The following is a 13084-nucleotide window of genomic DNA, read 5'->3' on the forward strand; positions in this document are numbered from 1 at the left end:
TCAGGTCTAAAGAATGACAAAATTCTTAAGTACTCGATCGCCCCAGATACGAGACGGTCGAATCTGGAGCACGCATGTCACATGAAACCAATTGTATTTTGAATCAAAAAACTTTTTACTGTCCAGTAGTCAAAGTCTAAACTAATTTTTGGCAATATCATTCCATAATGTGCAACCCCGAAGAAAGACTTATGGAATTTGCCAAATCCATAGACATGAAAAAACCGAAAGGATTGAAAACGCCGATTAAACCATCCTCCAAAAGTATGAGAACTCATTATCGAAAATTAGCAGAAATATGTGACCTTCATACATCTGCATCAGCTCAAACACTAATAGCTAGGGTTTGCTGAAGAGCGTGTATGGTATTAATCTTACAGCAGTTTTCAGGTCAATAAACCACATCGTCATCACCAAAACCCTGTAGGGACGTTGCATGCAACGTCCCTACCTTGTGGTCTACCGAAATGAAAAGCGCTGTAATTCTTTAGAGACTGTTTGTAAAGAATTATGAAGTATTAGTAGCGATCGCTAACCGTTTTAGCATTAAACGAATCATGGAAATATAAACCAAAGCTTCGCTATTGTGAGGATGTTCTTCATAATATGCAAGAAAGTCTACGATTACGGCCGCACCCTCGCAAAAGTCCTCTCTACCACCCAGCGTCTGGGCAAAACTTTAAACCCTTTTTCAGTTCTGTTAACAATAGCTAATTTCCATTGAAGCTAGAAGCTCGGTTTTTTCCAGAACGTTATTAAACGGACATAATATTATAAGTACTGATGTCAGTAATATTAATAAATATGGCGATCTAATCTGAGAAAAACAATTTCAACCCCAGCAAGCAAATTATAGCGATCGCTACAGAGAAGGATTTGCTTTAGAGTGCAAAGTCATTCAGCAAACCCAGAAAACAATTGCTATGGACAATATCATTATTCTGATTCCTTTTTATCATAATTTTGTCTTTTTCCTGTCAAATATTTTTACAGTTGAAACCAAAATGGTATTTAGTCTTTACCTAGCTAATGACATAATCTATAGCAGTAGAGTTATTGGCTCTTATTTTTGTGAAACCCATAAAATTAGTATGCTTTAACTATATATAAATACAGATGTCAAAAACAATGATATTAGTTATGATATTAGTGAATGTTCAACTAATCAAAATAATATATATTCCTAATATTAGCGAGTAAAAAGTTATGAAATATGATGTCAATAGTTTGCGCACCTGCCAAAAACAGTTAGTTGATTTACAAAATGAAAATGCTATTATTCAAGAACGTTTATATCAGTTGGAGCAAATATTAGATATTTTACCTGAAAACTTGATTTGTCAAGATTTGACGAACCAGGAAATATTTTATAGTAATCGTGCTTTTCAACAACTCAGCAATGAAAATCAAACAGAAATTTTAAAATTCAGCAGGGAGGCAAACCATAGACATCCAGTAGAAAAAACGATCCAAGTCAAACTAAATGATCATACAGAAGAACGCTATTTAGCTATCCATCAAATTCCTCTGCGTAATAGTCAAGGAGAAATTAGTTATTTAGTAACATTTTCTCAAGATATAACTGAATTGAAACAGGTTCAAAAGTCGCAACAGTTATTATACTCAATTATCAATAGCTTACCTCAAATGATTTTTTGGAAAGACCGCAACAACGTTTTTTTAGGGTGTAACCGTCACGCTGCTCAAATTTGTGGTTTTTCATCACCTACAGACATTATTGGTAAAACTGACTACGATCTGCCTTCGACCAAAGAAGAATCTGAGTGGTATCGGGAGTGCGATTTGAGAATTATGGAAACTAACACCCCAGAGTTTAATATGATAGAAACCCAACATCGTCCAGATGGTAGTCAAGCTTGGATCGATACGAACAAAGTACCACTCCATGACCAAGAAGGAAATGTTACAGGTATAGTAGTATCCATTGAATATATCACTGAGAAAAAGCAAACAGCAGCACAACTACAAGAAGTTACGGATCGTTTTCGACGCATTGCGGATAGTACCCCTGGAGTTTTTTATCAATATTGTCAATCTCCTACAGAACCCACAGGAAAATTTACTTTTCTGAGTGACGGTTGTGATGATATCTACGAAGTCGATCCTGAAGTTGCCCTTCAGGATAATAGTATGTTGTGGGAATTAGTTCACCCCGACGATCTCCCTACTGTTCAGCAGTCTGTAACTCAGGCATTCAAACTTGAAGCAATATGGCAAACAGAATATAGAATTACCACTCCTTCTGGCAAGTTCAAGTGGCTACAAGCAACTGCAATGCCATGCAAACAAAAAGATGGAAATGTCTATTGGGATGGCATTATTCTTGACACTACTGAACTAAAGAAAACTGAAGTTGCCTTGCGTCAGAGCAAAAAAAAATTAAGATATTTTTTTGAAAAGTCTCCTCTAGCTGCAATAGAATTTGATGCTGATTTTCGCGTTGTTGACTGGAATCATACTGCAGAAAAAATCTTTGGTTATAGCAAAGCAGAAGTCTTTGGTAAGTCAACCTCAGAATTTAATCTTGTTCCTCCCTCAGCTCAGGATGATGTAGCTCAAGTAATTCAACAGTTACTTGCAGGAACAGGAGGAACATTCAATATTAATGAAAACATAACTAAAACAGGAAAAATTATTATTTGTGAGTGGCACAATTTTGCGTTTTATGATGATGCTCATCAGCTAATTAGTCTTTTCAGTATGGCGCATGATGTCACAGAACGCCAAAAAATTCAGTCTGAATTAGTCGAACAACGACAGTTACTCAGAACTATTGTAGATACTTTGCCCCAAGCTATTTTCTGGAAAGACTGCAATAGTATTTACAAAGGTTGTAATAGTACGTTTATTAGAGAAATCAATCACCAATCTTGCGAAGAAATTGTTGGCAATACAGACTATAATTTTGCCTTGAGTGAGGAGGAGGCAAGATTAGAACAACAGAGCGATCGAGAAATTATGCTATCTGGTAAACCACAAATGCACTTAGTTGAGCAAAGACAACTTCCTAATGGTGAGCAAGTTTGGCTAGATATTTGCAAAGTTCCTTTAGTTGATGAAAATGGTAGAATATTTGGTATTCTCGGTACTTATGCAGATATCACTGAACGCAAGCGAGTAGAAGAACAACTCAAACAGCAAATGATGGCAATTGAAGCAGCAATTGATGGGATTGCAATTTTAGCTGATGGAGAACATTACTCATACATAAATCATGCTCATCTACATATTCTCGGGTACGATAACGTAGAAGAGTTACTCGGAAAAAGTTGGCAAATTTTATATGAACAGGAAGAATTAGAACGTATCAAGAAAGAGGCTTTTCCTATAATGGAGAAACAAGGTTTTTGGCGGGGAGAGTGTGTTGCTAAACGGAAAGATGGTACAAGGTTTGAGGAGGAAATTGCTTTGACAATGACAGATGTAGGACTTATTTATATTTGCAGGGATATTAGCGATCGCAAGCAAGCAGAAGCCAAAATCAAGGAGAGTTACAACCTATTAAATGGAGTAATTAATAGTACAACAGATTTAATTTTTGCCAAAAATTTACAAGGACAATTTCTGCTAGTTAACTCTGCTTTTGCTGAGAGCTTTAATAAATCAGTTGACGATCTTCTTGGCAAGAATGAGACAGTTATATTGCCTCTAGAAGTTGTACGAGAAATCAGAAATACCGATCGCCAAACTATTAATAGTGGCAACTCAAAAAATTATGAGGAAATTGTGCCCATACAAGGTCAACTCAGAACCTTGCTCACGACAAAAACACCTTTTCAAGATGCTGAAGGCAATATTATTGGTATTGTGGGTATGACAAGAGATATTACTGAACTCAAGCGTAGCGAACAAAAACTACGAGAAAAGGCCCAACGAGAACAACTTTTTAACCAAATTATCAGTCAGATACGCCAGTCCTTGGATATTGAAACTATTTTAAATACTACTCTCAATAGAATTCGGGAGTTGATGCAAACAGACCGATGTCTTTTTTCCTGGTATTGTACTGATGCAGAAGAACCTTATTGGTATTCTAGTAATGTATCTCAACTTCCAGGTTTGCCCGATATACCACAAAAGAACCCAGCTTCGATATTCGGTTCGATCAATCAGAAGGCTTTGCATTTAGAAGTTATCAAAGTAGTTAATACTGACTTAGAACCAGATCAAATATTTAGAAAATTGCTCAAATCAATAGGAATTCAATCTTTTCTGTCTGTTCCCTTTCAAAAAACATCAGGTCAAATTGGAGCATTAATATGTAATAATCATACTCAGGTACGCCACTGGAGAGATACAGAAATTAGTTTACTACAAGCTGTAGTGGAACAGTTAGATATTGCCTTGACTCAAGCAGAACTTTATAATCAAAGTCGCAGTAAGACAGCAGAATTAGAAGCTACTCTCAAGAAACTGAAGCGCACTCAAGCTCAGATGATTCAAAATGAAAAGATGTCTAGTTTGGGTCAACTTGTAGCAGGAGTAGCTCACGAAATTAATAATCCTGTCAGTTTTATTTATGGCAATCTTTCCCATGCTAAGGAATATACTCAAGATTTATTACATTTGATTGAGCTATATCAAACCCATTATCCTCACCCACATCCTGAAATTAAGGAAGAAATAGAAGCGATAGAATTAGAATTTTTGCAGGAAGATTTACCGAAACTTTTCAACTCAATGAAGGTGGGAGCTAATCGTATTGAAAATATCGTCAAATCTTTGAAAAATTTTTCACGCCTTGATGAATCTGGACAAAAAAAAGCCAACCTCCATGAAGGAATTGATAGCACTCTTACTATTTTATACAATCGTATTAATAGGCGAAATAATCTTCCTGCAGTTAAGATAGTTAAAAATTATGGTAATCTTCGAGAAGTGGAATGTTATCCAGGACAGCTTAATCAGGTATTTATTCATATTATTAGTAATGCCATTGATGCTATTGAAGAAAAAGATGCAAAGCGGACTACCGAACAAATTAAATTAGAACCAAGTCTAATTGAAATTTCCACTAAGATTGTTGGTAAATTTGTACAAATTTGTATTCGGGATAATGGATCTGGTGTTGCACCAGAAGCTAAAGAACGTCTTTTCGATCCTTTCTTTACAACTAAGGAAGTTGGTAAAGGTACTGGACTAGGATTGTCTATTAGCTATGAAATTGTAGTTGAGAAACATGGCGGTAGCCTAAAATGTAACTCTAATCTTGGAAAAGGTACAGAGTTTGTGATCAAAATTCCGATGAAGCTCAGTAGTCAATAAGCATCTCCAGAAAAGAGAGAGTGAGGGAGTGAGGGAGTGGGGGAGTGGGGGGAGATTAAATATGAAAGTAATTATAGAATTATAAACAGGACTTATGCAAATTGACCTTTAAACCACCATTTGTAGGGGCGCCATTCGGAGCTTTGCGGAACGCAAATGGCATTTGCCCTCACCATAAGTAGAGTGTCTGCGTAAGTCCTGATAAACATATATTAGACATCTCCAGAAAAGAGGCAACTGGCAACAGACAACCCACCCCTCGCCCCTCCCCCTCCCAGGAGGGGCATAATTGATAATTTCTGTGCGATAATTGATTTGATTTTTGATTTTTGGAGATGTCTATTATATAATCGGATTCTATGTGCAATTAACCGGATTCGAGATCAATAGCTAATAGACATCTCCGGAAAAGAGGGAGTAAGGAGTAGGGGGAAATAACTGATAATTTCTGTGCGATAATTGATTTGATTTTTGATTATCGGAGATGTCTAAATAGTTAAGTAATTAAGATTTGATCTAAACGTTGGTTGAAGATTCGCACTTTCCTGCAAGGGAGCGTCCCATGGGAATACCAATCAATTTTGCGGTTTTCACCGTCGGGAATATATCAAGAAGATGGTATCAAACGTTTTCTCATAGATTCTGCACGTCTTTTTGCAGTATCATTTTTTGGGTCACATTTCAATGCTGACTCATAAGCTTCTAAAGCTTGAGCAGTTAATTTTTTCTTCTCATAAGCATGGCCTAAATTATTGTAAACAGTTACATAATTAGGGTCTATTTTTAATGCTTCTTTATATTGCCTAATAGCAATATCGTATTGCTCTTTAGCAAAGTAAGAAAAACCAAGAGCATTATAAATTTTAGCAAAACTTTCTGAATTTTCTGAACCTTTTAATTTCAGAGCTTTTTGTAACAATTCAGTTGCTTGAGAATACAATTTTTTTTCTAAAAATATACTGCCAAGCTGATAATATTCATCTATTGTTCCCTGTTCTTTTGTCAGTTTACTTTTCAAATTAGAAAGCTGAATTTCAGTTTTCCTTGTCTTCGCAATCTGGCGAATGACAAATATACCTGCCACAGACAATAATATCAGTAGTATTAATAGGTATAAAACTGGTAGAGTACTATCCATAATTAATATTAATTTTTATCAGTAATAAGGCTAGTGCCGCTACGCGGAAGTTAAAAGTCAATCATTTTTGATTTGTAATAGTTTTAGGATTTTGTAACTGGTCAGTTATTTCCGCCATCCTGCACTAGATGTGAAATTTTATAGCACTACGTAAATAAGGCGCGCACATTAATAAATACTCAAAGTTATCAGGGATTACTTCTGACTTCTGTACGGGCGAATGACATTTGCGTTCCGCAAAGCTGCCGAATCGCGCCCCTAGTGACTTCTGACTTGCGCGTAGCGCTATAAGAGTGAAGTAGGAAGTAGGAAGTAGCTACTATTAAAATTCCCGGTTCCCAACTCCCTAAATCTTCTAGTTGATATTATTCTTTAGCTTGACTTGCTAATTCAACTACTTTAGCAAAAGTTTCAGGCTCTAAAACTGCTAATTGGGCTAACATTTTACGGTTAATGGCAATATTAGTTTTTTTCATATTACCTATCAGTTGACTATAACTCATGCCCTGTTGACGAGCTGCAGCATTTATCCGAGTAATCCATAAACGACGGAAGTCCCGTTTGCGTTTACGGCGATCACGATAGGCATTGCGTAACGCCTGCATGACTCGCTGGTTAGCTACTTTAAATAGTTTAGACTGTCTACCTCTAAATCCTTTAGCTAGTTTAAGAACTTTGTTACGGCGTTTACGGGCAACATTACCTCTTTTGACTCTGGTCATAAATTTTCCCCTAAAATTTTACAAATATGGAAGCATTAAACGTACATTTTCTTCATTAGTCTCATGGACAAGAGCCATTTTAGACAGACGACCCTTGCGAGTGGAGCTTTTATGTTGCAACAGATGACTCTTAAAAGCTTTACGACGCATGATTTTTCCACTGCCCGTGACTTTAAAACGTCTAGCTGCTGCCTTGCGAGTTTTTAGTTTTGGCATGATTTTGCAGTATTTTACACACAATATTTTATTATAGCACAAAAGTTTGTTAAAATAAAAGGCTTACTTTATTTTTAATCTCTGAAGCTCTTCTTACCCTGAAGGTAAAGATCAAACTGGGTAATCTTAGCTGGAGAGTTGACTAAATCCAAAATGATAAATGATATTAAGTATCTGTGCAAAATTAATTTAACTTATAGTTGAGGTAGGTAATTAGGAACAGATTTGATATGATATAGAATCCGGTTGAATAGTTATTGTATAGTTAGGAATAGGGGAAGGGGAGTGGGGGAGTGGGTCCGATTAAATATTGAAGTAATGATAGAATTATCAACATATACTATATAACCGGATTCTATATGAGTAGTAAAAATACACATAATTATCCCTATATACCCAAAATTGGGCGTTGGTGATTTGAGGTATGAAATAACTAATTTAGGTAAATTAACAGTCATTCAAAGATGGCAAAATTAGATATTGTCTTTACTTAATTGACCGAAAAGCACTTTTCTTTCTCCTGACTCAGTCCTCCTGACTCCTAACTAATTAAAATTAATATCATATCATGTCCGTTTGAATACTTATACTTTGCTGGAAGGAAGGCAGCTATGCTGCTATGCTGCTATGCTGTTTGCGTAGCATGACCTAGGAAAGGGTCTCTTTCAATTGAAACTTAATTCTATACACGCTGCGATGCGACCGGACATGATATCATACACGCGCTTCAGCAACACCCAAAATTGTATTAGATTTGGACTCCAAGTTTGACGTAACAACAACCTTATGATACAAAAATCGGACTAGACTACTTTGCGCTTCATTGATGAGCAAAGTTTTCTAATCACAATTACGCTCAGAGTAATGATACTAAATGTTTAGTCTTCCTAGCAAAATTGAGGCAATTTTATACCTCAAGGGACAACCCCTCTCCATTTCTGAAATTGCTGAGATTGCCAAATGCGATCGTGGCCAAATCAAAGATGCTTTAATCGAATTAATGTCTGAATATGCCCACCGACATACTGCTTTAGAAGTTGTAGAAACAGAAAAAGGCTACAGTCTTCAACTCAAAGCAACTTTCGCTGAGTTGATAGAATCTTTGATTCAACCAGAGTTGGGAGTAGCTGCTCTGAGGACTTTAGCAGCGATCGCTCTCAAAGGAGGTATTAGTCAATCAGAATTAGTAGATATTCGTGGTTCGGGAATTTATCAGCACGTCCCAGAGCTTGTTGCTTTGGGGTTTGTTCGTAAACGTCGTCAAAAGGAATCTCGTTCTTATTGGTTACAAGTCACAGATAAATTTCATCAGTATTTCCAACTAGATAAACTTCCCCAACAATTATCACTTGACCTTAATTCTTTATCTAATGATGAAGAGGAATAAAATTTGGAAATACAAATAATTCTTAAGTAGGCAGAATCGTATCCACTCAATATGATGGGATAGGCAATGATTAGACATCTCCGGAAATTACACATATAGATCATATTTTGTGTCTTTTTTCAGAAATTTTCTTCCCTGTTGCCTTCCGGAGCTGTTGCCTCACAGGAGTGCGCATCCCCTGGCGTATGACACCGACGCGGGGTCGCACCGCTGTTGCCTACTTCTGCAAAAATTCTATTCTTTTTCGGAGATGTCTATTATAACTGCCAAGGCCAATCAAAGGGATGATAGAAAAGCGAGTGTATTGGCTCAATAAATAATTATAGGATATTTCTACAAAAAACAAAACTTGATAAATAATGGAAAACTAAGCGATCGCCTATTTTATCTATGACAATATTAACCGAATTTTTGGTGTCGGAATTTCTCGTCCTAATTCTTGTTTAGGATAGCACAAAAAATTATAATAAAAAAAGTAGCGATCGCCTGTTTTATCTATGTCAATATTGACCGAGTTTTTGGTGTAGGAATTTCTCGTCCTAATTCTTGGGCAGTTTCTATCCATTCTTGCATCATTATTTTTACCTGAATTGCAGTGCTTCCTTATAGGTTTCACCATCAGCAATATCCGATCATCATCAAAAAATATGTTACATTCATTACACATTTTCTTAATTGGATGACTATACTTGAGAAGTATAAAATTATAATTAGTATTATATAAAAACTATAGTGCTATAGTACAAATGACTACTATTACAACTAGAGAAGCTGCTTTTTTATTAGGTATTTGTTGTCAACGAGTAAGAGTTCTACTTTCTCAAGGTAGAATTAGAGGTGCTTATAAGCATAAAGGATTTTGGCAAATTCCTGTTTATGGTGAGCGGAAAATGCCTGTGATCGTACCAGGCACAAGAGGTCCGAAAGGTATTTGGTGTCATCAGGAACGAAAGAAACCGACGATAATTCATGTCAATCAACAGAAAATTAAAAAAAATGGCAAGAGAATCAAGCACGATCCTCTAATGACTCCCGATCAATTGAAACCAGTAGTATCTGTGAAGCAGAGAAACCGTAATGATTTGGGGTATCAGATAATTCTTAAGGGTGAGTGTCGTATAGTTTATAAACCCTATCAACCTTTAGATTGTGGGGCTCATTTGTGGATTGAAACCCACGATCCGGTTCAATTTGTGGATACTCAGTTTAACCCAGTGACGGCGAGGCGAGCCTATAAATATGTTTGAGATTAATTAATATTAATAGGATGAAACGTTTCTAATCTACCGCAAAAAGTAATATCGAATTCAAAAGGCGTTGCTGCATCTGCTCATCGTTTAATTTTTTAGTGTAATTGTTTTTTTTGACTAGACGATTTTTACAGTATGCTTCGCGATTCTGAGGTTATGCTAGGCGATCGCTCAAAAATTATTCATAAATTATGCCAATATTGAGCGTGTTTTTGGTGTCGGAATTTCTCGTCCTAATTCTTGAGCAGTTTCTATCCATTGTTGCATAATTATTTCTATATTTTGCCCTGCTTGTTGATAGCTTTCTCCATCAGCAATACAACCTTCTAATTCTGGAACTTTTGCTATAAATGCTCTTGTTTCTTGACCAAAAAAGAAGGTCTCAAGCCTCCTGCCCTTTCAAGGGAATAAAAAAAGATCAACTTAAGTATGTTCTTGCCTCTGGCTTTAGCGGTTGGTACTGATAACTGATAACTGAAATGACTCCAGTGGAGGATTATTTGGTAGTGCAGCATTGGCTGAAGTTTCTAGACGATAGAATTTTAGACTAGGTGGCCGATATTAGTGAAGGTTCTGGACTAAAGTATAGTTTCTTTAAGAGCGATCACTTTTAAGTTTTCTAAATTTTTCTGGAAATTGGTTGGCAGTTAGGAGTCTTTATATATTAAATTGTATTTATTTAGCAACAAGTCTAATATAAATTATCAGGCCAAAGCTTAGATTGTAGAGAAGTTCAGTATATCTGAGATTAACAAGTTTTTTGCTAGAAGTTAGGAAGCTAGTAGAGGAGTCGTAGTATTAAGTGGCCTATGAGTGACGAGGAGTTTGAAGGGACTAGAAAATACTATTAAATCTATATGGAGGATTGATTATGAAAACTTTAGTAGAGTATTTTCAACAAGGAAAACAGGAACTTGAAGAAAAATTAAAAACGGTAACAACTGTTGAGAAAGTTGTAGAAATAGTCCAAATTGAAATTAGCAAGCTTGCAGATATATCTGGTGAGTATATTAACGGATTAACACCTTTACAGGGACGTGTTGCTATAGGACAGTTAACAGTTCTTAGTTTATCTCTTGAACAGTTAATTGTACTTAGAGAACAAAACAAAGTTTCAAGTTCCAAAGCAGAAGAAACTGGTGTATTACCTTTTATAGCTCAGGAAAAAAAGGAAAGAATTGAAACTTCACTAATTAGTACTATTGGCAGTGCTGCTTTAATGGCGGGGACAGCAATTTTTGTATCAGGTGTAGCTAATGCTGCTATACCATTTTTAGTGACCTCAGCAGCATTAGGTGGTATTGCTCCTAATCTTTTAGAAGTTTTCAAAAGTAATGAAAAAACTAAATCTTCTGAAGAAACTATTAATTCTCAGATAGAAAAGCCAATATCTGAGTTAATAGATATAGATATTGAAAGATTACTTTCAGAACTAGAACAACAACTCAAACGAATTGATCGAGATGTTTCTAAGTTTACCGAACCAGAGCCACCTCCCAAACCAACAATAGAAAATCATAGTGATGTTTTGGAATTTCTGCAAAATCTGATGGGAGATGCTGACTATGAAAAAAATTTACTTCCTGATTATACGCGAAAGCGAATAGAACAGCTACCAACAATTTTGAGAAGATATCAGATTCAAGCAAAATTCTTTGAATTAAGTCAAGAACAGAAACAGCCAACTGAAGAGCAAGAGGAAATGTTTGAGTTTGAGCCTAGTCTAAATCCAGATAGTAAGGATTATGTGACTCTTGTTCCTGCTCTAGTTAAAGACAATAAAATAATCAAGCAAGGGCGTGTTATTCAACCTGCTTCAACAGTTGATGATAATGAGACCGAGATAGAGTCAGAAGAATTAGTATCTGAAACTTCTGGCGATCGCCCCTCTTCCCCTCAAGCACAAACAACAGAATTAGAATCCCAAATAGTTGGTGATAACCAGACTCAGGTAGACCAGGTAAAGCCAGAGGAATTAGTGGCTCAAACTTCTGGCGATTCCTCATCTTCTCCTCAACTACAAACAACAGAATTAGAATCCCAAATAGTTGGTGATAACCAGACTCAGGTAGACCAGGTAAAGCCAGAGGAATTAGTGGCTCAAACTTCTGGCGATTCCTCATCTTCTCCTCAAGCACAAGCAACAGAATTAGAATCTCAAATAGTTGTTGATAACCAGACTCAGGTAGACCAGGTAGAGCCAGATGAATTAGTGCTTGAAACTTCTGCTGATTCATCTTCTCCCACTCAACTACAGCCAAATAGTTCTGACGAAAATCAAACAGAATTACCCCAAGAATAAATAGAAACGACAACCTATTCATAAACATCACTATCAAAATCAAAAAGAGGTAAACATCATGATTGACAATGAGTTCACAAAAGTCATTGGATTTGATTTAGGTCATGGAGAATTTTCTCTAAGCGAAGTTCCGATGATATTGAAAGAACCACCACAAATAATCGAAATTAACGGTAAAAAATCTCAAATTACTGCTGTTGGAAAAAATAAAAAGGGTAAGATAATAATTGGAGCAAATGCTATGCAACAAGCGGACGTGCAGAGCCTTGGAATTTCCTTTAAGAAAAAACCTTCTACTTGTAATGATTCACAGAAGCAAAATATTCATGATTTTGTTGCAGAAGTCTACAAAAAACTGATTGAGAATAAAAATATTGAAGAAGTTACAAAAAGCTATTTTTTTGTTGGTTGTCCTTCGGGTTGGCAAACAGCAGAAAAAAATGCTTATCAGCAAATGATGACTGAAGCTGGGCTTAAAAACGTATCTATAGTTCAAGAGTCTCGTGCTGCTCTTATGCACGCTAAAGAAGCTGGAACAATTAAACCATCTGAATTAGCTAAGTCAGTTCTAGTTATTGATATAGGTTCATCTACAACAGATTTTACTTGGGTGATAGATAAAAATGATAATCCAATAGATTCTGGTTTAAATTTAGGGGTTGACTAACTATTGATAATTTGCTAATATTTGCTCACATAAGCTCCTATATGTTAATATAGCATTATGGGTTATGTTCCACTAAGGAAAGCCGTAGAAATACTTGGCTTGCATCCTAACACACT

11 protein-coding genes are annotated in these 13084 nt (G+C 36.1%); 6 read left to right on the forward strand and 5 right to left on the reverse strand.

Annotated features, from left to right (window positions below; translation table 11 throughout):
* Nucleotides 1-191: 191 nt before the first annotated feature.
* Both F6K23_RS38300 and F6K23_RS38310 read left to right on the forward strand, forming a co-directional pair.
* Nucleotides 192-353 (forward strand): hypothetical protein, encoded by a 162-nt coding sequence (locus F6K23_RS38300; protein WP_293166122.1) that lies wholly within the window; start codon nucleotides 192-194, stop codon nucleotides 351-353.
* An 853-nt stretch (nucleotides 354-1206) separates the two neighbouring features.
* Nucleotides 1207-5286 (forward strand): PAS domain S-box protein, encoded by a 4080-nt coding sequence (locus F6K23_RS38310; RefSeq protein ID WP_293166123.1) that lies wholly within the window; start codon nucleotides 1207-1209, stop codon nucleotides 5284-5286.
* 607 nt (nucleotides 5287-5893) lie between these two features.
* Here F6K23_RS38310 and F6K23_RS38315 read toward each other — a convergent pair.
* From F6K23_RS38315 to rpmI, 3 genes are all read right to left on the reverse strand, one after another.
* Complete coding sequence (locus tag F6K23_RS38315; RefSeq protein ID WP_293166125.1) at nucleotides 5894-6424, reverse strand: tetratricopeptide repeat protein; 531 nt, start codon at nucleotides 6422-6424, stop codon at nucleotides 5894-5896.
* 365 nt (nucleotides 6425-6789) lie between these two features.
* Nucleotides 6790-7146 (reverse strand): 50S ribosomal protein L20, encoded by a 357-nt coding sequence (gene rplT, locus F6K23_RS38320; protein WP_293166127.1) that lies wholly within the window; start codon nucleotides 7144-7146, stop codon nucleotides 6790-6792.
* Between the two features lie 18 nt (nucleotides 7147-7164).
* Nucleotides 7165-7362 carry a 50S ribosomal protein L35 gene (rpmI, locus tag F6K23_RS38325; protein ID WP_124142915.1) on the reverse strand — a complete coding sequence of 66 codons (198 nt, stop codon included), beginning with the start codon at nucleotides 7360-7362 and terminating at the stop codon, nucleotides 7165-7167.
* Between the two features lie 874 nt (nucleotides 7363-8236).
* Here rpmI and scpB point away from each other — a divergent pair.
* Nucleotides 8237-8749: an SMC-Scp complex subunit ScpB gene (scpB, locus tag F6K23_RS38330; RefSeq protein WP_293166129.1), complete on the forward strand. Its 513-nt coding sequence runs from the start codon at nucleotides 8237-8239 to the stop codon at nucleotides 8747-8749.
* Between the two features lie 388 nt (nucleotides 8750-9137).
* On the opposite strand, the gene F6K23_RS38335 is transcribed toward scpB, so the two are convergent.
* Nucleotides 9138-9368, reverse strand: coding sequence for a hypothetical protein (locus tag F6K23_RS38335; RefSeq protein WP_293166131.1), 231 nt, complete (start codon nucleotides 9366-9368; stop codon nucleotides 9138-9140).
* A 127-nt stretch (nucleotides 9369-9495) separates the two neighbouring features.
* Between F6K23_RS38335 and F6K23_RS38340 the strand changes: the two genes are divergently transcribed.
* Nucleotides 9496-9996, forward strand: a complete 501-nt coding sequence (locus tag F6K23_RS38340) for a hypothetical protein (RefSeq protein ID WP_293166133.1) — start codon at nucleotides 9496-9498, stop codon at nucleotides 9994-9996.
* A gap of 192 nt (nucleotides 9997-10188) precedes the next feature.
* On the opposite strand, the gene F6K23_RS38345 is transcribed toward F6K23_RS38340, so the two are convergent.
* A complete protein-coding gene (locus tag F6K23_RS38345) occupies nucleotides 10189-10347 on the reverse strand; it encodes a type II toxin-antitoxin system HicB family antitoxin (RefSeq protein ID WP_367267949.1) in 159 nt (52 codons plus the stop codon).
* Between the two features lie 523 nt (nucleotides 10348-10870).
* Here F6K23_RS38345 and F6K23_RS38350 point away from each other — a divergent pair.
* A complete protein-coding gene (locus F6K23_RS38350; protein WP_293166135.1) occupies nucleotides 10871-12301 on the forward strand; it encodes a hypothetical protein in 1431 nt (476 codons plus the stop codon).
* A gap of 58 nt (nucleotides 12302-12359) precedes the next feature.
* Entirely contained in the window at nucleotides 12360-12968 is a 609-nt protein-coding gene (locus F6K23_RS38355) for a rod shape-determining protein (RefSeq protein ID WP_293166137.1), read from the forward strand.
* The last annotated feature ends 116 nt before the right edge of the window (nucleotides 12969-13084 follow it).

This window comes from Okeania sp. SIO2C9, from assembly GCF_010672455.1.
GTDB lineage: Bacteria > Cyanobacteriota > Cyanobacteriia > Cyanobacteriales > Microcoleaceae > Okeania.